Origin of the sequence: Halomonas sp. McH1-25, assembly GCF_022348165.1 — a bacterium.
GTDB lineage: Bacteria > Pseudomonadota > Gammaproteobacteria > Pseudomonadales > Halomonadaceae > Modicisalibacter.
In genome coordinates this window covers 171083-190163 of record NZ_JAKRFI010000006.1, presented here as the reverse complement: position 1 = coordinate 190163, position 19081 = coordinate 171083, and the positions used below count along the sequence as shown (strand labels likewise).

At 62.4% G+C, this 19081-nt stretch carries 20 protein-coding genes; 11 read left to right on the top strand and 9 right to left on the bottom strand.

All coding sequences use genetic code 11. The features are described from left to right. Positions 1-91 precede the first annotated feature (91 nt). From MHM84_RS15885 to ugpC, 6 genes are read left to right on the top strand one after another with little or no spacing between them, the layout of a single operon-like run. The gene (locus tag MHM84_RS15885; protein ID WP_239267334.1) at positions 92-1138 is read left to right on the top strand and encodes an NAD(P)-dependent alcohol dehydrogenase; all 1047 of its coding nucleotides are present in this window, start codon (positions 92-94) and stop codon (positions 1136-1138) included. A gap of 51 nt (positions 1139-1189) precedes the next feature. After that, entirely contained in the window at positions 1190-2623 is a 1434-nt protein-coding gene (locus MHM84_RS15880; protein WP_239267333.1) for a sugar ABC transporter substrate-binding protein, read from the top strand. A gap of 3 nt (positions 2624-2626) precedes the next feature. Beyond that, positions 2627-3523, top strand: a complete 897-nt coding sequence (locus MHM84_RS15875; RefSeq protein WP_239267332.1) for a sugar ABC transporter permease — start codon at positions 2627-2629, stop codon at positions 3521-3523. Further along, positions 3520-4350 carry a carbohydrate ABC transporter permease gene (locus MHM84_RS15870; RefSeq protein ID WP_239267331.1) on the top strand — a complete coding sequence of 277 codons (831 nt, stop codon included), beginning with the start codon at positions 3520-3522 and terminating at the stop codon, positions 4348-4350. The genes MHM84_RS15875 and MHM84_RS15870 overlap by 4 nt, the downstream gene beginning before the upstream one ends. 43 nt (positions 4351-4393) lie before the next feature. Further along, complete coding sequence (locus MHM84_RS15865; protein ID WP_239267330.1) at positions 4394-5158, top strand: SDR family oxidoreductase; 765 nt, start codon at positions 4394-4396, stop codon at positions 5156-5158. 45 nt (positions 5159-5203) lie between these two features. Beyond that, complete coding sequence (ugpC, locus tag MHM84_RS15860) at positions 5204-6349, top strand: sn-glycerol-3-phosphate ABC transporter ATP-binding protein UgpC (RefSeq protein WP_239267329.1); 1146 nt, start codon at positions 5204-5206, stop codon at positions 6347-6349. Positions 6350-6408: 59 nt separating this feature from the next. Here ugpC and MHM84_RS15855 read toward each other — a convergent pair whose 3' ends face one another. The 4 genes from MHM84_RS15855 to MHM84_RS15840 form a co-directional block, all read right to left on the bottom strand. After that, complete coding sequence (locus MHM84_RS15855; protein ID WP_239267328.1) at positions 6409-6723, bottom strand: AzlD domain-containing protein; 315 nt, start codon at positions 6721-6723, stop codon at positions 6409-6411. Then, positions 6720-7451 (bottom strand): AzlC family ABC transporter permease, encoded by a 732-nt coding sequence (locus MHM84_RS15850; protein WP_239267327.1) that lies wholly within the window; start codon positions 7449-7451, stop codon positions 6720-6722. Before MHM84_RS15850 ends, MHM84_RS15855 begins: the two co-directional genes overlap by 4 nt. An 84-nt stretch (positions 7452-7535) precedes the next feature. Beyond that, a complete protein-coding gene (locus MHM84_RS15845; RefSeq protein ID WP_239267326.1) occupies positions 7536-8531 on the bottom strand; it encodes an LLM class flavin-dependent oxidoreductase in 996 nt (331 codons plus the stop codon). Positions 8532-8619: 88 nt separating this feature from the next. After that, positions 8620-9231, bottom strand: a complete 612-nt coding sequence (locus tag MHM84_RS15840) for a VTT domain-containing protein (protein WP_239267325.1) — start codon at positions 9229-9231, stop codon at positions 8620-8622. A gap of 142 nt (positions 9232-9373) precedes the next feature. On the opposite strand from MHM84_RS15840, the gene MHM84_RS15835 reads away from it, so the two are divergent. From MHM84_RS15835 to MHM84_RS15825, 3 genes are all read left to right on the top strand, one after another. Continuing rightward, complete coding sequence (locus tag MHM84_RS15835) at positions 9374-10996, top strand: BCCT family transporter (RefSeq protein ID WP_239267324.1); 1623 nt, start codon at positions 9374-9376, stop codon at positions 10994-10996. A 70-nt stretch (positions 10997-11066) separates the two neighbouring features. Then, positions 11067-11228, top strand: a complete 162-nt coding sequence (locus MHM84_RS15830) for a hypothetical protein (RefSeq protein ID WP_239267323.1) — start codon at positions 11067-11069, stop codon at positions 11226-11228. 82 nt (positions 11229-11310) lie between these two features. Further along, complete coding sequence (locus tag MHM84_RS15825; protein WP_239267322.1) at positions 11311-12780, top strand: dihydrolipoyl dehydrogenase; 1470 nt, start codon at positions 11311-11313, stop codon at positions 12778-12780. Between the two features lie 4 nt (positions 12781-12784). Here MHM84_RS15825 and MHM84_RS15820 read toward each other — a convergent pair whose 3' ends face one another. Next, on the bottom strand, positions 12785-13666 hold the full coding sequence (locus MHM84_RS15820; protein WP_239267321.1) for a PhzF family phenazine biosynthesis protein: 882 nt from the start codon (positions 13664-13666) through the stop codon (positions 12785-12787). A 22-nt stretch (positions 13667-13688) separates the two neighbouring features. After that, on the bottom strand, positions 13689-13856 hold the full coding sequence (locus tag MHM84_RS15815; RefSeq protein WP_239267320.1) for a DUF1127 domain-containing protein: 168 nt from the start codon (positions 13854-13856) through the stop codon (positions 13689-13691). A 164-nt stretch (positions 13857-14020) separates the two neighbouring features. Between MHM84_RS15815 and MHM84_RS15810 the strand changes: the two genes are divergently transcribed. Then, positions 14021-15454 (top strand): PLP-dependent aminotransferase family protein, encoded by a 1434-nt coding sequence (locus MHM84_RS15810; RefSeq protein ID WP_239267319.1) that lies wholly within the window; start codon positions 14021-14023, stop codon positions 15452-15454. A gap of 6 nt (positions 15455-15460) precedes the next feature. Here MHM84_RS15810 and MHM84_RS15805 read toward each other — a convergent pair whose 3' ends face one another. Further along, complete coding sequence (locus MHM84_RS15805; RefSeq protein WP_239267318.1) at positions 15461-16741, bottom strand: MFS transporter; 1281 nt, start codon at positions 16739-16741, stop codon at positions 15461-15463. Between the two features lie 160 nt (positions 16742-16901). On the opposite strand from MHM84_RS15805, the gene MHM84_RS15800 reads away from it, so the two are divergent. Beyond that, entirely contained in the window at positions 16902-17606 is a 705-nt protein-coding gene (locus MHM84_RS15800; protein ID WP_239267317.1) for an extensin family protein, read from the top strand. Positions 17607-17613: 7 nt separating this feature from the next. Here MHM84_RS15800 and MHM84_RS15795 read toward each other — a convergent pair whose 3' ends face one another. After that, entirely contained in the window at positions 17614-17862 is a 249-nt protein-coding gene (locus tag MHM84_RS15795) for a hypothetical protein (RefSeq protein WP_239267316.1), read from the bottom strand. An 84-nt stretch (positions 17863-17946) separates the two neighbouring features. Continuing rightward, positions 17947-19050: an agmatine deiminase gene (gene aguA / locus MHM84_RS15790; RefSeq protein ID WP_239267315.1), complete on the bottom strand. Its 1104-nt coding sequence runs from the start codon at positions 19048-19050 to the stop codon at positions 17947-17949. Between the last annotated feature and the right edge of the window lie 31 nt (positions 19051-19081).

Here is a 19081-nt window from a genome sequence, read left to right as displayed (position 1 = left end):
CGCGTAGCTTCATTACCTAGACCGCTGCGAGCAGACCTCAGTGGATCGAGGCCAGTCTTGTCTATTTTCAATACGACTTGAGAAGAGCGCCATGAAAGCCAAAGCCCTGGTACTGGAGAAGAAACGCGAGCTGTCGTTACGCGAGATCGACCTTCCGGACCAGCTCGGCCCGGACGACGTTCGTGTCCGCGTACACACTGTCGGCATATGCGGCAGTGACGTGCACTACTATACCCACGGCCGGATCGGCCCCTTCGTCGTACAAGAGCCGATGGTCCTCGGTCATGAAGCGTCCGGCGTGGTCACCGAAGTCGGCCAGAACGTCAGCCACCTGCGGGTGGGCGAGCGGGTATGCATGGAGCCAGGCATCCCTGACCCCACCTCGCGCGCCGCCAAGCTGGGTGTCTACAACGTCGACCCCAGCGTCCGCTTCTGGGCCACGCCGCCGGTGCACGGCTGCCTGACCCACGAGGTCATCCACCCGGCGACGTTTACCTTTGCGCTTCCCGATTCGGTGTCCTTCGCCGAGGGGGCGATGATCGAGCCGTTCGCGATCGGCATGCAGGCGGTGGTCAAGGCGCGTATGCAACCGGGCGATGTCTGCGTCGTCACCGGCGCCGGGCCGATCGGCCTGATGGTCGCCTTGGCGGCACTGGCGGGTGGCGCCAGCGAGGTGCTGGTCTCCGATTTGGTCGAGGAGAAACTGGCGATCGCTGGACGCTACGATGGTATCACCCCAATCAACGTCTCGCGGGAATCGCTGCGGGCAGCCGTCGACAAGCGTTGCGGCCAAGGCTGGGGCGCCGACGTGGTGTTCGAGGCCAGCGGCAGCCCCCGGGTCTACGACGACGTGCTGGCCTGTGCCCGGCCAGCCGGCGCGATCGTGCTGGTCGGTATGCCCGTCGAGCCAGTCACCTTCGACATCGTCTCGGCGCAGGCCAAGGAACTGCGCATCGAGACGGTGTTCCGCTACGCCAACGTCTACGACCGGGCGATCGACCTGATCGCCTCGGGCAAGGTAGACCTCAAGCCGTTGATCAGCGAGACCTTCGATTTCGACCAGAGCATCGATGCGTTCGAGCGCGCCGCGAGCGCACGACCCAATGACGTCAAGCTGCAGATCACGCTTGATGCCTGACCCCGTCAGCCCAGAACACACTGGACCTGAACTCATGAGAGGTGAACAACAATGACCCAGTTCAAGCGTCGCGACATATTGAAGGGAATGGGTGGGCTCGCCGGCCTGTCGCTGATGGGCGCGGGCTCGCTGCGCACGGTCCTGGCTCAGGGCATGGCCAGCGACGAGGCCTGGAAGCAGGCCAGCGGCACCACCATCCAATTCATTTCCGAGAACACCCCGCCGACGACGGCGATCGCCGCCAACCTGGCGTCGTTCCAGGAACTCACCGGCATCACTGTCAACATCACCGAAATGCAGCTAGGAGCCCTAGTGCAGAAGGTCGCGCTGGACTTCGGCGCCGGGCGCAGCTCCTTCGACGTGATCTATGCCGACCCCTACCAGGTGCTCGCACCGTACCATCGCGGCCTGGTGGATCTAAATACGTTCATCAACGACGACCAGCAGCCGGTCGTGCCCAAGGGCATCGAGGATTTCATCCCCTCGCAGCTGGCCGCCGCCGGCCGCTTCGAAGACAGGGAAAGCCTGTATACCCTGCCTTACGATTGCCCAACGATGATTTGGATCTACCGCCGCGATCTGTTCGAGAAATACCGCGACCAGATGCAGCAGGATCTCGGCTTCGATCCGATGCCCTCGGACAGTACCACCTGGGAGCAGTACTACCGGATCGCCGAGTGGTTCAGTAACGGCAACGCCAGCGAGGTCAAGTACGGTACCGGCCATCAGGCCCAGCAGTACGACTCGCTGATGTGCGACTTCTCCAATGTGCTGTTCGCCTATGGCGGTGACTATTTCGCCGATGGCCAGCAGATCGGCCTGCTCGGCACCGATTCCCCCGGCGCCTGTCAGCTGACCAGCGAGGCTGCGCTGGAAGCTGCGCGCTTCTACCAGAAGCTGCTAAAGATCGCCCACCCCGGCAGCACCAGCTGGGACTGGACCGGCGTCGCCAACGCCTTCCAGAACGGCGAGTTCGCGATGATGCCCGAGTGGCACGAGTTCGCCGGATCACTGGAGAGCTCGGACCTGCAGGGCAAGATCGGCTACGCCCCGCTGCCCAAGGGCCCGGTGCGCAGTTCCAACCTGTGGGGCGGCACGGGTATCGGCATCAACGCCAACGCCTCGCCCGAGAAGCAGAAAGCGGCATGGCTGTTCCTGGTCTGGGCGACCTCGCCACAGACCCAGTTGATGGGGCTGAAGAGCGAGGTCGGCGGCGGCACCCCGACGCGCCAGTCGGTCTACGACATGCCCGAGGTCAAGGCCGCCAGCACCCCGCCCACCGACATGCCCAACATGCTCACGGCGGACACCATGCTGGTCGCCTGGCAGGACGATCACATCGGTCTGAGGCCCAAGATCGCCCAGTGGAACGAGGTCGACACGGTAATCTTCACCGAGCTCTCCAAGATGCTGGCGGGTCAAATGTCCCCCGAGGAAACCATGCAGAGCGCCAAGCAGCGCATCGATCGCATCGTGGGGGCGTGACGCATGGCGCTGATGACCGGAAAACCTTCGTCGCGGCGACAGGGATTCGAGCTGGCGATGATGTCGCCAGCGCTTTTCCTGCTCGCCCTGATCACGCTGGTCCCGTTCTTCTCGATCATCTGGATGAGCTTCAACGACGTCAGCCTGATGGGCGGGCTGGCCTTCGAGTTCTCGGGCCTAGATAACTGGCAGCGGGTGTTCACGGACCCGGACATCCGTTCCAGCTGGCTGATCAGCCTGGTCTACTTCCTGGCCACAGTAGGCCTGGAGATGGTCATCGGCACGGTGATGGCGCTGCTGGTCTACAGCCTGACGCGGGGCAGCAACATCATCATCTCGCTGCTGTTGATCCCGATGTTCATCGCCCCGGTGATCGTCGGGCTGCTGGGACGTTTCATGCTCGACCCCAGCCATGGCCTGTATGCCTGGATGCTCAATGAAAGCGGGCTGTTCGACGGCAATATCCTGGGCAGCGTCGGCTCCGCGATGGTCGCGGTCATCCTCATGGACGTCTGGGAATGGACGCCGCTGGTCGCGCTGATCGTCCTTGCGGGGCTCACCTCGGTGCCGGAGGACGTTCTCGAGGCGGCCGAGATGGACGGCGCGAGGTACGGCCAGAAGCTGCTCTACATCATCCTGCCGTCGATCTCCAACATCCTGCTGGTGGCGCTGCTGATCCGTGCCATGGATGCGATCCGTTTCTTCGCGATCATCTTCATCACCACCAACGGCGGGCCCGCGGACTCCACCAAGATCATCCCCATCCGGCTCTACGACATCGCCTTCCGGTTCTTCGACCTGGGCTATGCCGCTGCCGTGGGCATTACCATGCTGGTGTTCTCGATCATGGTCGCCACGGCGTTCACGAAACTGCTCAAACGCCAGGAGAAGGCCTCATGACCGCCTCCAAGCGCTGGCTTCCCCTCACGTTCAAGATCGCCCTGCTGACGCTGCTGCTGCTATGGACGCTGATACCGGTCGTCTGGATGGTGCTATCCTCGTTCAAGCCGAACAACATCATCACCGCCGATACGCCACGGATCTTCTTCACTCCGACCCTGGAGCACTACGCCTCGCTGTTCAGCGGTGGCAACAGCCTCTGGCCCTACCTGCTCAACAGCTTGTTCATCGCCGGGGTCTCGACGCTGATCGCCGTGGTGCTCGGCTGCATGGCCGGTTTCGGGCTGTCGCGGATCCGCATCAAGGGCAAGCAGCATCTGGCGTTCTGGATCATCAGCACCCGCATGGCGCCGATCGCCGCGGTGATCGTGCCGCTGTATTTGCTGTTCCGCTACCTCTACCTGCTCGATACCCACGCCGGCCTGATCGTCGCCTACCTGAGTTTCAACCTGCCGTTCGCCATCTGGCTGATGACGGCATTCTTCGACGACCTGCCTCCCGATCTCGAAGAAGCGGCGATGATCGATGGTGCCACCAAGCTTCAGGCGTTCCGCTACGTGGTGCTGCCACTGATGACCCCCGGGCTGGTGACCACCGCCATCCTGTGCTTCATCTTCGCCTGGAACGACTACGCCTTCGCCCAGACATTTTCCGGGCCCAGCACGCAGACCATCCCCATCGCTGCGGCGCAGCTGTTGACCCAGACCGGCATCGACTGGGGCAAGCTGCTGGCGATCGGCACTATCGTGGTCTGCCCGATGGCGATCGCCGGGCTGCTGGTCAAGCGCTGGCTGGTCCAGGGGCTGACCCTGGGCGCCGTGAAATGACCGATCCCACGACAACGCTTCTACAACGGACAGGGAGACAACCATGAACGTGATGTCGCAGTTCGACCTGAGCGGCAAAGTCGCCGTCGTCACCGGCGGCAACGGCGGGCTCGGCGAGGCGTTCGCCCATGCGCTGGCCGAGGCCGGCGCGGCGGTCGCCATTGCCGCCCGCGGGCATGAGCGCAGCCTGGCAGTGGTCAAGGCTCTGCAGGATGCCGGGCACCGCGCCATGGCGGTGGAGATCGACATTACCCAACCCGAGGCGGCGGACGTTCTGCTCGACGAGGTTGAGGCCACCCTCGGCCCGGTCGACATTTTCCTCAACAACGCCGGTGCCTGCCAGCACGCGCCGGCGCTGGAGGTCACCCCCGAGCGCTGGCGCGACATCTTCGACATCAACGTTCACGGACTGTGGTACTGCGCCCAGGCCGCCGGTCGGCGCATGCAGTCGCGCGGCGGGGTGATCATCAACATCGGCTCGATCTCAGCGATGATCGTCAATCGCCCGCAGATGCAGCCCGCCTACAACGCCTCCAAGGCCGCCGTGCACCAGTTGACCAAGTCGCTGGCCGCCGAATGGGCGCCCTACGGCATCCGTGTCAACGCGCTGGCCCCCGGCTACGTCAAGACCAGCATGGCGCCGGTCGACGATCCCAGATTCAAGCCGCGCTGGATCGACGACGCACCCATGCAGCGTGCCGCTACTCCTGAAGAACTCGGCCCCACCATCGTCTACATGGCCAGCAACGCCTCGAGCTTCATGACCGGCTCCATCGTCGTGGTGGATGGCGGCTACACGCTCTGGTAACAGCCGTTCGAATAACCGTCCACACCGAATCACCAGGAACCCGACATGGCAACCTTACAGCTCAACAACATCGTCAAGGACTTCGGTGGCACCCAGGTGATCAAGGGCGTCGACCTTGAGGTCAAGGACCGCGAATTCGTCGTCTTCGTCGGCCCCTCGGGCTGCGGCAAGTCGACCCTGCTACGCATGATCGCCGGTCTGGAAAGCACTTCGGATGGCGATATTCTCATCGACGGCCAGCGCATCAACGATGTCGGGCCCGCCGAGCGCGGCCTGGCCATGGTATTTCAGAGCTACGCGCTCTACCCGCACATGACCGTCGAGGACAACATGGGCTTCAGCCTCAAGCTTGCTGGCGTATCCAAGGAGGAGCGTCGCCAGAAGGTCCTCGAGGCTGCGCGTACTCTACAGCTTGAGCCATTGCTCGACCGCAAGCCCAAAGCCCTTTCGGGTGGCCAGCGCCAGCGCGTGGCGATCGGCCGGGCGATCGTGCGCAACCCGAGCATCTTCCTGTTCGACGAGCCGCTGTCGAACCTGGATGCGGCACTGCGCGTACAGATGCGTATCGAGCTGGCGCGGCTGCACGACGAGCTCGACGCGACGATGATCTATGTTACCCACGACCAGATCGAGGCCATGACCATGGCCGACAAGATCGTCGTGCTGCAGGGCGGTGTGGTCGAGCAGATCGGCTCACCGATGGAGCTCTACCATCATCCGCGCAACCGCTTCGTGGCCGGCTTCATCGGCTCGCCGAAAATGAACTTCATGACGGTGGAAGTCGTCGATCGGCGTGGCGAGGGGGTTACCGTCAGGCTGCCCGGCGGTGGGGTCTGTAACGTGCCGGTGGGCAGCAACCACCTCGATGTCGGCAAGAACCTAGTGCTCGGTATACGTCCCGAGCATTTGGTGCTCGACGACCAAGGCCCGCTGGTAGGGGTGGTTCAGGTCATCGAACGCCTGGGAGGCTCGACCGCGCTCTACGTACAAATGGAAGAGACGGAGGTTATTGCTCTGACCGATGGCAACACCGCTCATCAAGTCCGGGATAAGGCCCGCTTCGGATTCGCCTCCAGTCGCGCCCACTTGTTCGGCGCCGATGGTCTAGCATTACCCAGCCTGCAAAGGCATCCACTGGCCGATATCTACCGTAAGGACAATCGCACCCATACTGAAACCAGCAACTATTAACGGGACATCTATAGAAGCCATGCGCTTGAGGTGAGCGTGTGATCGAACGCCTGCGCTGATCAGGGCACCAGGAAACGCCATAGCGCCGCGCAGAGAATGCCGGCGCCGATGGCGAACAGCGGCTTGCGGGTCGCCAGCATCACTACGAGTGTGGCCAGCAAGGCCAGGCGTGCGCCCCAGTCGCCGGCAACCGCCATCGGCGTGATGACGGCGACCAGTACCGAGCCGGACATGGCATTGATGAAACGCTCGACACGTGGGCCGATCGGAATGCGTGACATGACCAGCACGCCGCCGCTGCGGGTGAGGTAGGTCACCAGCGCCATGATCAGGATTGCCAGCAGCGCGCCGCCCGGACTGGTTGCCAGGCTCATGTCGTCGGCTCCTCGTGCCGCTCCCGGTCGGTAGGCAGCCACAGGCCGGCTAGGCCACCCGCCAGAGCCCCGACGATGACATGCGAATGGGGCGGCAGCCAGTACATGGCGGCGAGGGCCGCCATGGCAGCCACGCTCCAGGGGATGAGCATGGTCAGGCTGCGCACACCGCCGACCAGCATCGATAGCAGAAAGCAGCCCATGATCACGTCGAGCCCGTAGCGCTCGGGCTCGGTGATCCCGCTACCGAACAGCACGCCGAGCAACGTGCCGAGCAGCCACGCCAGCCATAGCGCCAACCCGCCACCCACCAGCATCCCGACGTTACTCACCCCGCGCCGATAGTCGTCCGCCGCCATGGCCCAGTTGGAATCGCTCATCAGGCCCACGGAAAGATAGCGCTGACGTGGCGACAGGCCGCGCAGCCAAGGGTAGAGGGACGCGCCCATCAGCAGGTGACGGGCATTGATGGCGAATGTCGAGGCGATCAACGCGACCAGGGGAATTTCCGGCCCCCACAGCTCGAGGGCCGCAAACTGTGACGCCCCGGCGAACACCAGGGCGCTCATCAGCAGGGTTTCGAGCTCGCTCAGCCCGCGTTGTACGGCAGCGACACCGAAGGCCAGGCCAAAGGCAACCACAAACAGGCACAACGGCGCCATGCGCCGCATGCCGTCCAGAGTACCGGCGCGATCCAGTCTCGCATCGCTGGAACGGGAAAAAGTCATGCGACCCGCCTGTGAAATATTAGCGAAACCGTATCCTGCGCCGCTCAGCGAGCCGACCGCAAGCCCTGCGTTAGTGTATCGCTCCTACCCCTTCCAGACGTCGGCGAGGATCTCGAAGGAGCGCAGCCGGTCGGCCTGCGTATAGACATCGGTAGCGACCATCAGCTCGTCGGCGCCGGTCTGTTCGAGGAAGCGCTCCAGGCCGTCGCGCACGGTCTGCGGCCCACCGATCACCGCCGCGCCGAGATTCTGGTTGACCATGGCCTGTTCCTGCGGCGACCAGTCGAGCTGCTCGACCGGGGGCAGGGCGCGCGTGCTGCGACCGCGAATCAGGTTGAGGAATTTCTGCTGGGCGGTGGTCGCCAGAAAACGCGCCTGCTCGTCGCTGTCGGCGGCGATCAACGGCATGCCGACCATGGCGTAGGGCTTGTCCAATACCGCGGAGGGACGGAACTGGTCGCGATACAGGCGCAGCGCCTCGAACAGATAGCCGGGCGCGAACTGGGCGGCAAAAGCGAAGGGCAGGCCCAGGCGTGCGGCGAGCTGGGCGCTGTAACCGCTCGAACCGAGTAGCCAGATCGGAACGTGAGTCCCCTGGCCGGGCATGGCGCGCACACGCTGGTTGGGCGCTGGGTCGCCCAGGTAGCGGCGCAACTCGTCGAGCTGATCGGGAAAGTCGTTGACGCCGGAACGTGGATCGCGGCGCATCGCCGCCATGGTCACGCCGTCGGAGCCCGGCGCACGGCCCAGGCCCAGGTCGATGCGCCCGGGATAGAGCGTCTCCAAGGTGCCGAACTGTTCGGCAATCACCAGCGGTGGATGGTTGGGGAGCATGATGCCACCGGCGCCGACGCGAATGCGCTGCGTCGCCCCGGCGACATGCCCGATCAGCACCGCAGTGGCGGCGCTGGCGATGCCGTCGATGTTGTGATGCTCGGCCAGCCAGTAGCGCTGAAAACCCAGCGTCTCGACATGCCGGGCAAGCTCGACGGTTTCGGTGAAGGTATCGGAGACGTCGCCGCCCTGGCGAATCGGGGCCAGATCGAGTACGGAAAGGGGGACTGCAGATAGTCGGCTCATGGGGCCTCCCTGAGAATGCGTGGAGCGCTTCGTTAGCGTCCTTAATAACTATCTCCAGGTTGGGCCGGCCTGGAAGAATTGCAAGCCACTAGATAGGTAAAGAGCCTTTGAACTGCCAACCTACCCACACGAAGAAGACCACCACCAGCCCGATGCCGACCGGTTTCGAGTGTCGATTCCAGACCCGCATCGCCGCATTGCCAAAAATCTGCACCAGGATCGCCAGCCCGAAATAGCGAATGCTGCGTGCCATGACTGCCGCAAGAACGAACAAAGGGAACGGATAATCGCTAACGCCGGCGACCAGCATGGCGATCTGGAAGGGGACCGGAACCACGGCGATGGCGGCGATGGCCATGAAGCCATCCCGATTGAACCGGGTCTGGAAATCGGAGTACGCCGCCTGGCCGCCGAACAGCTGGATGAGTGTATCGCCCCACTGATCCATGACCAGATTGCCAAGCCAATAACCGATCGACGCAGCTGCGAGGTTGCCGGCCAGGGCCACGGCAGCGATGCGCCATTTCTTCTCGGGGTGGCACAGCATCCACGGAATCAGAATCACCTCGATGGGAATCGGGACGATCAGGGTTTCCATCATCGAGGCTACGAACAACAGCCAGTACGCATTGCGCGACTCGGAAAGCTTGTTCAGCCAGGCCGTGGTCGAGGTCAGCGAGGTGAAGGAAGGTAACGGCATGAAGGAAAATGTATCCGTATTGCCCAGGATTTGCCTAACGTTTGTAAAGCTCGCATGCTAACAGTAGAAGTACGAACCAATATGAAGTGAAAGTAGATGATACGTTCGCTGGAAGCGACACAAGGACGAAGGATATCTTTCTATGGCCAACCTCGGACGGCACCGTGTTTTTACCATTTCGGCATGCATCATTCTTGCGCTGGTTGCTGTGGGCGCTGCGTTTCCGCAGCAATTTGGCGATGCAGCGGATGCTGCCTTGAGCACCATCGGGCGCTATTTCGGCTGGTTCTACCTGTTCTCGGTGTTCGGGTTCGTGCTGTTTCTGTTCGTCCTGGCGTTCAGCAAGTACGGCAAGATCCGCCTGGGACCACAGGATAGCTCTCCCTCGTACTCTTTTTTCTCGTGGGTGGCCATGTTGCTGGCGGCCGGTTTCGGGGTCGGGCTGGTGTTCTACGGTATGGCCGAACCGATGACCCATTACCTGCATCCCCCGTATGGCGACGTGGAGCCGGAAACCGCTGCATCGGCGCGCTATGCCATCCAATACAGCTTCTTCAACTGGGGCGTGCATCAGTGGGCCGCCTTCTCGATGGTGGGGTTGATCATTGCCTACTTCCAGTTCCGCAAGGGGCAGGCCGGCCTGGTCTCCTCGGTGCTGGCGCCGGTCACCGCCAAGTATCCGAAGTCGCGCCGCTATGCGCCCGCGCTGGACATCTTTGCCGTGGTCGCCACGGTCATGGGGGTGGCCACCTCGATCGGCCTGGCCGTGCTGCAGATCAATGGCGGCCTGAATGCCGTGTTCGGGGTCGAGCAGAACGTGTTCTGGAAGTTCGCCATCATGGGAGCGATGTTCGTCTGCTACATGGCGTCGACCTGGTCGGGCCTCGACAAGGGTATCAAGCGTCTGTCCAACATCAACCTGACATTGTGCTTCGCGCTGATGCTCTACGTCTTGTTCACCGGGCCGACCCTGGCGATCCTGGAAACCATCACGCTGGGCATCGGCGACTATCTGCAGAATTTCATCGGCATGAGCCTGCGTGTCTCTCCTTACAGCGAAAACACCTGGGCCAACGACTGGACGATCTTCTACTGGGCCTGGGTCATCGCCTGGTCGCCGTTCGTGGGAACCTTCGTGGCCCGCGTCTCGCGCGGGCGCACCATCAAGGAATACGTGTTCGGTGTGTTGATCGTACCGCCCTTGCTGGCCTGCCTGTGGATCGGGGTGTTCGGTGGCGCGGCGATCAACATGGAGATGACACAGGACGTGGGCCTGGCCCAGGCCACCGACGAGAACATCACCGTGGCGCTGTTTCGGATGTTCGAACTGATGCCGTTCTCCAACGTGCTGTCGATCGTCGGGCTATTGCTGATCTTCATCTTCCTGGTCACCTCGGCGGACTCGGCGACCTACATCGTGGCGCAGATGACCGATGGCGGCTCGATCAACCCACCGTTGTTCAAGCGCATCGCCTGGGGGTTGTTGATCGCGGCCATCTGCCTGACGCTGATCATCGCGGGGGGGCTAAAAGGCCTGCAATCGGCCGCGGTGCTTTCGGCGTTGCCGTTCACGTTCATCATCTTCGGCATGATGTTCGTGCTGATCAACGAACTGCGTGCCGATCGCAAGGCGATGCTGACCTCGCTCTATCGTCGCCATGGCGAGACGCCGGTCGGGGCGGATGCTTTCGAGGCCGAGTCACTGGCGGATGAGGACCGCTATCGTCGTGCGCCCAATGTGGTCAATCGGCGTATCAACACATGACCGAGATGGTGATAAACGCATGGGCTGACGCATAATAGGGATTTAGCGGAGGAAAGCGCGGAGCGCCGTCATGCGATCATCCATCAAATCCTCGAGTCGGCATCGGCGGGGGGCGACCCGGCGCCATGCGGCCCCTGCCGATCGCTGGCTCAACCGCCTGCTCGATATTGCCGTGCTCACCGCACTGGTGGTGGGCTGCGCGGCGTTGATCATTAACTTGATCGTCGGCTAGCTCACCCGATCGACGATATCGGACTTGGATGAAAGCGCTTGCGAACTGCTACGGTAAGTAGTGGCCGACAGGGAGAGATCCGATGCAGGAGCGCAACGTCGACGTTGTCATCATTGGTGCGGGCAGTGCCGGTCTCAGCGCTTACCGTGCCGCCAAGAAACATACCCCCTCGGTGCTTCTCATCGAAGGGGACGATTACGGTACGACCTGCGCACGTACCGGCTGCATGCCGAGCAAGCTGCTTATCGCCGCGGCCAATGCCGTGCACGATGCCCGGCACGTCGAGCCGTTCGGCGCGCGCATCGACAGTCGCATCACCATCGACCGGCATGCCGTGATGCAGCGGGTACGCGACGAGCGCGACGCTTTCGTTGCCACGATCCTCGACTCGATCGACGGCTTTCCCGCCGGGGACAAGTTGCGCGGTCGGGCCCGCTTCGAGGACGCTTATACCCTGACCGTCGCCGATCAGACCCGGGTGCGTTTCTCACGTGCCATCATCGCCACCGGCTCATCGCCGCACATTCCCGAGCCGCTACGGGCCGCCGGCGAGCGCATCCTGACCAGCGACACGCTGTTCGACCTGGAGGCATTGCCGGAGTCGGTTGCCGTGTTTGGGCCCGGCATCATCGGCTTGGAGCTGGGCCAGGCTTTGGCGCGTCTCGATGTGCGCGTGCGCATGTTCGGGCGCAGCGGTGGGGTGGGTGGCCTGCAGAACGAACAGCTGCGTTCCGCGGCCGTGCGCCTGTTCAACGAAGAGTTCTATCTCGATCCGGAAGCGGAAACCCACGACGTCCAAGGCGGTGACGATGGGGTCAGCGTGACATTCACCGAACGCGACAGCGGCGAACGGTTGACCGAACGCTTCGACTATCTTCTGGCGGCCACCGGGCGGCGTCCCAACCTGGCCGAACTGGGGCTGGATAAGGTAGGCATCGAGACCAACGACAAGGGTACGCCCATTTACGACCGGCATACCCTGCAATGTTACGACGTGCAGGGCAAGGCAAGTCACATCTTCATCGTAGGGGATGCCGATCATGCCGAACCGCTGCTGCACGAGGCCACCGACGAGGGACGCATCGGCGGAGACAACGCCGGGCGCTTTCCCGATCTGCGGGCCGGCTATCGACGCGTCCCCTTGACTATCGTTTTCAGCGAACCGCAGATTGCCAGCGTGGGACGCACGCGCACCGAGATCGAGAAGACCCATGTCTTCGGCCAGGATTACGCCATCGGCGAGCTGAATTTCGCGGACCAGGGGCGGGCCAAGGTGATGCGCCAGAATCGCGGCTGGCTGCATCTGTATGGCGAGTATGGCACCGGCCTGTTCCTGGGCGCTGAGCTCGTCGCGCCTCAGGCCGAGCATCTCGGTCACCTGCTGGCCTGGGCCTGCCAACAGCGCATGACCGTGCGTGAGATGCTCGATATGCCGTTCTATCATCCCACCCTTGAAGAAGGCGTAAGGACAGCCCTACGTGATCTTAGCGCCAAGCTACTGCTCGAGCCGGCGATGGTCGACCAGTGTACCGAGTGCGGGCCCGGTGCCTGAGGGCTCAAAGGAATATCGTCCCCTTGCCGACCAAGACCGCTTCACCTGCGATACGAATCGCTGTAATGGCGTCGCTGTTCCGTTCGACTTCGCCATGAATTCGGCTGGGGCGTCCCATTTCCACCCCCTGCTCAATGCACCATTGCCAGCGTCCACTCCAGGACTTTCCAGCCGTCAGGGCACCTACTAATGCAGCGGCCGCGCTGCCTGTCGCGGCGTCTTCTCGCAGGCTGTTTTCCATTGAAAACATACGGCTGCGCAGCGTGCCGCCCGGCGTGGTGGTGGGTTGGGCAACATACATATAGAGGGCTTCCTGTCCACTGGGCGTCACCCAACGAGACCAGTCACTAGGGTTCGGTATGGCTCTGGCCAAGTCATCCAGTGAACTAAGCTCGACAAGATGAAAAGGCAATCCGCAGGAGGCCAGCACTGGGTTGCCGATAACAGCGGATTCCGGCAGACCTAGCAATGCGGCGGCACGGGTCCTGTTCAGAGAACTTTCAGAGATCGCGACCGGTTGTGCTGTCGTAAAGCGTGCCAAGGAGCCATCGAAACCGACTTCGAGAGGGCCAACTCCCGCCTTGAGGACGAGAGGCTGATCACGCCGTACCAACGCAAGGTGAGCCAGCAGGTGAGCCGTACCCACCGTAGGATGGCCGGCAAAAGGTAGCTCGGCAGTTGGCGTGAATATACGTATGGGAAAGCGGTTGGCACCGGCCATTTCGCCTACGAATACGGTTTCCGAGAGATTGAGTTCATTGGCGATGGCCTGCATTCGGCGCGAGTCCCAGTGAGCGGCAAAGGGAAAAACCGCTAGCGGGTTACCCGCAAAGGCATGCTCGGTAAAGACATCGAGTAGATAGTAGTCATTGCTAGCGTCAGACATGGTCGTTCCTCTCGTATCCATTTCAATCCTTCCAGAATGGTTTGCTGCCTTCACGCAGAGCATCGGTCCGTGATAGTCCAATATCCTTGAGCAGGCGGTCGTCCAAGGTAAGCAGGCAGCGACGGGAATAGTGACGTTGACGATAGAGGCCGAACCGGGCCATGAACCGGGAAAGTCTAGCTAGGCGCATGAGTCGTCTCCTGTGATTGAGTCATTACAGGCTACGGCTGGCACGGAAATCCATACAGATGCAGAATAATGTTCAATAAAGGATACAGATCTAGCACTATGTCGCTCTGTATCGACGTTTGCCAGCGTCACTGTATTGTCGGAAGTAAAAAAAGAGATTCTGTCATGACCCGGTATCAGGAAGTCGCGGCCCTCCTGCGCCAACGTATCGAGCACGGCGTCTATCGTGTCGGCGATCGCCTGCCGTCGATTCGCGCACTCTGTCGCGAGCATGTCATTAGCGTATCCACCGCTCAGGAAGCCTACCGACGACTCGAAGATGCGATGCTGGTCGAGGCGCGCCCCAAATCCGGTTATTTTGTCCTGGCCCGTCAGGTTCCCGCCCAGTTGCCGGCAATGACTCGCCCGGCCCAGCGCCCGCTGGACGTCTCGCAGTGGGATCAGGTGCTGGAACTGGTGGGCATGAATCGCGATCACGACGTACTGATGCTGGGGAGGGGCATCCCCGATCTGGATGCCTCCACGCTCAAGCCCCTACAGCGCATGCTGGCCGGACTGCATCGGCGCGGCGATGCCTTGTCGGCCACCTATGATTCGCTGATCGGTAGTCTCGAATTGCGTCAGCAGATCGCCAAGCTGGCGACTCACTCGGGATGCCTGCTGCATCCCGATGATGTACTGATCACGACCGGTTGTCAGGAAGCCTTGGCCATAGCACTACGCACGTTGACCTCGCCCGGCGACGTGGTCGCCGTCGACTCGCCGAGCTTCTACGGTACCATGCAGATTTTAAAGGCCAACGGCCTCAAGGCGCTCGAGATACCCACCGACCCCAGTACCGGGATCAGCCTCGAAGCGCTGGAACTGGCGCTCGAGCAGTGGCCCGTCCGCGCTATTCAAGTCACCCCGACCTGCAACAATCCGCTGGGCTACACCATGCCGGAAGCCAAGAAGCGTGCCCTGGTGCGCCTGGCTCAACGCTTCGATGTAGCCATCGTCGAGGATGACATCTATGGCGATTTGTCCTTCGCTACACCGCGTCCGCGCACGCTCAAATCCTTCGACGATGATGGCCGGGTGCTGTTGTGCAGTGCTTTTTCAAAGACGCTGATGCCGGGGCTGCGGGTCGGTTGGATGGCTCCAGGGCGCTACCGCGACCAGGCACTGCACATGAAGTACGTATCCACCGGCGCCTCGGCGACCCTACCGCAACTGGCGGTGGCGGAATTCGTTGCCAAGGGGCACTACGAACGTCATGTTCGCGAGATGGTGCACCAGTATCAGCGTCACCGTGACATCCTGCTTGGCTGGGTCGGGCAGCATTTTCCCGAGGGTACCGGCATTAGCTACCCACAAGGGGGCTTCTTGCTATGGCTGGAACTCCCGGAGGCCATCGACTGCGTGCGCCTCAACGAGCGACTGGCCGAAGCCGGGGTGCGCATCGCCCCAGGCTCGCTGTTCTCGGCCTCCGGCAAGTACCGTCATTGCCTGCGTTTGAACTATGCTGCGCCGCTCACTGCGGAAATTGCCATGGCGGTACGGCGAGTCGGAGAAGTAGCCACGGCGATGCTGCGCGAGGAGAGCGAGCTGGCAGGTTAGCTCTTTTCAAGCCGTGGCTTCCCGAGCCGGCAATTCCTGGGTCGCGTCCTCGAAACGACTCACCTGACGCAGCGACGGGAACAGACGCATCCACAGCCCGACCACGGCGAGGGTGCCGACCCCACCAATTACCGCTGCCGGTACGGCACCGAACCAGGCGGCGCTGGTGCCGGCACGGAATTCGCCGAGTTCGTTGCTCGAGCCGATGAATAGCATGTTGACGGCATTGACACGGCCGCGCATCTCGTCGGGCGTGGCGAGCTGGATCAGGGTGATGCGTACGTTGACGCTGATCATGTCGGCGGCCCCGGCCACCAGCAGGGCCAGCCACGACACCCAGAACACCGTCGACAGCGCAAAGACCAGATTGGCGAGACCGAAGATCGCCACCGCCACGAACATGATCCACCCCACGTTGCGCTTGAGTTCGCGTACGCCCAGATAGATGCCCATCAGCAGTGCGCCGATGGCGATGGCGCTACGCAGTGCACCCAACCCTTCGGGGCCGACATGCAGGATCTCCTGGGCATAGATCGGCAGCAGGGCGATCACGCCACCCAGCAGGACGGCGAACAGGTCCAGCGAGATGGCGCCGAGGATGATGGGCTTGTTGCGTATGTAGGCGATACCCGCCGTGAAGCGCTTCCAGGCCGTGGCTTCCTGCGGACGGGCTTCCTTGCGGAAGCGCACCGGGACCGTGGCCAGCAGTAACAGGCCGAGCAGAAAGCAGCCCAGGCACACGGCGTAGGTCAGGCTGCCGCCGTAGGCATAGAGAATACCGCCGAGCAGAGGGCCACCGATGACCGCAATCTTCATGATCGAGCTGTTCAGGGCGATGGCGCGGGAGAGCTGGTCGCGTGGCACGATCTGCGGCAGCAGGCTCTGCAGCGTTGGTCCGGTGAAGGCGCGCGCGCAGCCGAACAGGGCGAGTACGGCATAGAAGCCGCTCACATCGTTGGAGCCCGTATACGACAGCCACAGCAACAGGGCGCTGCACAGCGCCTGCATGGCCCAACTGATGGCGAGGATGTGCTTGCGGTTGAAGCGGTCGACCAGATCTCCCGCCGGTAACAGCAGCACGACCATGGGCAGAAACTGGGCAAGACCGACATAGGCCAGCGACAGCGGGTCGCGGGTGATGTCGTAGACCTGCCAGGCCACGACCACCGCCTGAATCTGCATGGCGAACACCGCGGCCAGGCGCGACAGCAGGAAAGAGTAGAAGGCGAGGGGAATGCGCCGTGCCTGTGACGTCGTGTCGGAGCGGGGCGGTGAATCGCTGGCCATGAAAACTCCCGGTAAGAAGGAACCTGCCGATTCTAAGCTCACCGGGGGGAAAGGGCTAATTGGTAATACGCTAACTAATTCTCGTGTGGAGTTGATGGCCTCATTTTTTCCACCGCCATGACGCGCTACGCTCTGCCTGAACCCACGGAGCGGGAATGCCATGAAGATCCATGCACGCGAAGTGATTGGCCTGGCGCTGATCGTGGTGGGTATCGGTTTCGAAAAGCAGTGGTGGGCAATCCCGCGGGAATGGAATCCCTGGCAGCCGTTGCAGGTTGCCGACCCGATCACGCCAGTCACGCAGTGGAAGCTGCAGCGCCTGGAAGGCGATCCGGAGGCCTGTCTCGCTGCGCTACAGACGACGCCGGAAGAGTCGTTGGTCTACACGCCACTGGTGCCTCATACGCCCGTCGAAGGTTGCCCGCTGGATAACGTGGTACGGATACAGCGAACCGATGTCACTTTCAATCGCAGTTTCGTGGCCAGCTGTCCGCTGGCCGTAGCCTGGGTGCTCTACGAACGGCACCGGTTACAGCCACTGGCCCGCGACATGTTCGGGCAATCGGTGGCGGGTGTGGAGCACTACGGCAGCTTCGCCTGCCGCAATATCTATCATCGGCCCAATGCCCGACGCAGCGAACATGCCACTGCGGACGCGCTGGATGTCGCGGCCTTCCGGCTGGAAAGCGGACAGCGCATAGAACTGCTGCGCGGCTGGGACGACGAAGGGAAGGCTGGCGAGTTTCTGCATCAGGCCCAAGAGGGCGCCTGCGGCCTGTTCGGTACCGTACTCGGCCCCGGATACAACGCCGCGCATGCCGACCACTTCCATCTCGGCATGCGCAGCATCAATGTCTGTCGCTGAGGCGGGTTTAATCGGTGAGCGACAGTTCGTTGAGATTGACCGTATCTTCTTCGGTCAGCGCCCCACCTGCTGCACCAACGGCGGCCCCGATGGCCGTGCCGGTCAGCAGGCCGGTATCGGTGACCGCAGCCGTTCCTGCCCCCACAGCCGCCCCTATGCCGGCACCGCTGGTGGCTCGCTCGGTGGTCGTTGTCCCGCAGGCGGTAAGGCCCAGACCCAATATCGCGAGCACCACGCCTTGTCGCAACGCTTGCATGACTTCCTCCTTCCCTGAGGTTGATATGAAGCATTTCATACCTTAGAAGAGTGGCGGGGTATCAGCCAAGCGAAGCGGGGTGTTTCATGTCCGCGGTTGTTGCTGCGTGATGCAGTGGATGTTGCCTCCGCCGAGCAGAATTTCCCGCGCATCGACGCCGATCACCCGGCGCCCGGGGAAGAGACCTTCCAGAATGGCTTTGGCTTCGTCGTCGTGCGTCGGATCGAGACATGGCATGACCACGACCGTATTGCCAATATAGAAGTTGACGTAAGAGCCGGCCATGCGGTCGCCGGGCTGGCGCGGACGCGAGCTGCTCAGCCGGTCGACGCCGCTGGCCTCGGCCTCGGCAATGGTCAGCGGGCCCGGCATCGGCAGTTTGTGTACGGTGAGCCGACGTCCCTGGGCATCGCTGGTCGCCTCGAGGATCTCCAGCGCCTCGCGGGAAATGGCGTGCTGCGGATCGCTTTCGTCATCGGTCCAGGTCAGGGCCACCTCGCCAGGAGCGACGAAGCAGCATAGGTTATCGATATGGCCGTCGGTCTCGTCGAGGTAGCAACCACGCGGTAACCAAATCACCTTGGTTACGCCCAGAAAGTCGCCGAGGAGTTTTTCCAGGTCGGCCTTGGTCATGTTCGGGTTGCGGTTGGGATTGAGCAGGCACTCTTCGGTGGTGATCAAGGTGCCTTCGCCATCTACATGGATCGAGCCGCCTTCCAGGACCAGCGGCGTGAAGAAGCGCTGGACGCCCAGCATTTCAGCGATTTTCAGGCGAATGCGCCGATCCTTGTCCCAGGGGAAATAGAGCCCGCCGTTGAGGCCGCCCCAGGCATTGAACTCCCAATCGACCATTGCCAGGCGGCCGTCCGGATGGGTCAGGAAAGTGGGCCCGACGTCACGCATCCAGGCATCATTGCTCGACAGCTCTATCACACGCACATGCTCGGGCAGTTGGTGACGAGCATTCTCGTATTGGTCGTCGTTGACGCCGACGAAGACCGTCTCGCTCTCGGCGATGGCCTTGGCCACCGCCACGAAGGCGGCCTGAGCCGGTTTGCCACCGTAACGCCAATTGTCGGGTCGTTGCGGCCAAAGCATCCAGCAGGCATCGTGCGGAGCGAACTCGGCCGGCATGAAGAAGCCAAGTTCAGCGGGTGTGGGAGTTTGCGTAGATGGGGTGACGCTCATGACAAACCTCAAAATAGCCTGCGCTTACAAT

Coding starts and splice junctions, on each gene's coding strand:
- MHM84_RS15885 (WP_239267334.1), top strand. CDS start 92: ATGAAAGCCAAAGCCCTGGTACTGGAGAAGAAACGCGAGCTGTCGTTA.
- MHM84_RS15880 (WP_239267333.1), top strand. CDS start 1,190: ATGACCCAGTTCAAGCGTCGCGACATATTGAAGGGAATGGGTGGGCTC.
- MHM84_RS15875 (WP_239267332.1), top strand. CDS start 2,627: ATGGCGCTGATGACCGGAAAACCTTCGTCGCGGCGACAGGGATTCGAG.
- MHM84_RS15870 (WP_239267331.1), top strand. CDS start 3,520: ATGACCGCCTCCAAGCGCTGGCTTCCCCTCACGTTCAAGATCGCCCTG.
- MHM84_RS15865 (WP_239267330.1), top strand. CDS start 4,394: ATGAACGTGATGTCGCAGTTCGACCTGAGCGGCAAAGTCGCCGTCGTC.
- ugpC (WP_239267329.1), top strand. CDS start 5,204: ATGGCAACCTTACAGCTCAACAACATCGTCAAGGACTTCGGTGGCACC.
- MHM84_RS15855 (WP_239267328.1), bottom strand. CDS start 6,723: ATGAGCCTGGCAACCAGTCCGGGCGGCGCGCTGCTGGCAATCCTGATC.
- MHM84_RS15850 (WP_239267327.1), bottom strand. CDS start 7,451: ATGACTTTTTCCCGTTCCAGCGATGCGAGACTGGATCGCGCCGGTACT.
- MHM84_RS15845 (WP_239267326.1), bottom strand. CDS start 8,531: ATGAGCCGACTATCTGCAGTCCCCCTTTCCGTACTCGATCTGGCCCCG.
- MHM84_RS15840 (WP_239267325.1), bottom strand. CDS start 9,231: ATGCCGTTACCTTCCTTCACCTCGCTGACCTCGACCACGGCCTGGCTG.
- MHM84_RS15835 (WP_239267324.1), top strand. CDS start 9,374: ATGGCCAACCTCGGACGGCACCGTGTTTTTACCATTTCGGCATGCATC.
- MHM84_RS15830 (WP_239267323.1), top strand. CDS start 11,067: ATGCGATCATCCATCAAATCCTCGAGTCGGCATCGGCGGGGGGCGACC.
- MHM84_RS15825 (WP_239267322.1), top strand. CDS start 11,311: ATGCAGGAGCGCAACGTCGACGTTGTCATCATTGGTGCGGGCAGTGCC.
- MHM84_RS15820 (WP_239267321.1), bottom strand. CDS start 13,666: ATGTCTGACGCTAGCAATGACTACTATCTACTCGATGTCTTTACCGAG.
- MHM84_RS15815 (WP_239267320.1), bottom strand. CDS start 13,856: ATGCGCCTAGCTAGACTTTCCCGGTTCATGGCCCGGTTCGGCCTCTAT.
- MHM84_RS15810 (WP_239267319.1), top strand. CDS start 14,021: ATGACCCGGTATCAGGAAGTCGCGGCCCTCCTGCGCCAACGTATCGAG.
- MHM84_RS15805 (WP_239267318.1), bottom strand. CDS start 16,741: ATGGCCAGCGATTCACCGCCCCGCTCCGACACGACGTCACAGGCACGG.
- MHM84_RS15800 (WP_239267317.1), top strand. CDS start 16,902: ATGAAGATCCATGCACGCGAAGTGATTGGCCTGGCGCTGATCGTGGTG.
- MHM84_RS15795 (WP_239267316.1), bottom strand. CDS start 17,862: ATGCAAGCGTTGCGACAAGGCGTGGTGCTCGCGATATTGGGTCTGGGC.
- aguA (WP_239267315.1), bottom strand. CDS start 19,050: ATGAGCGTCACCCCATCTACGCAAACTCCCACACCCGCTGAACTTGGC.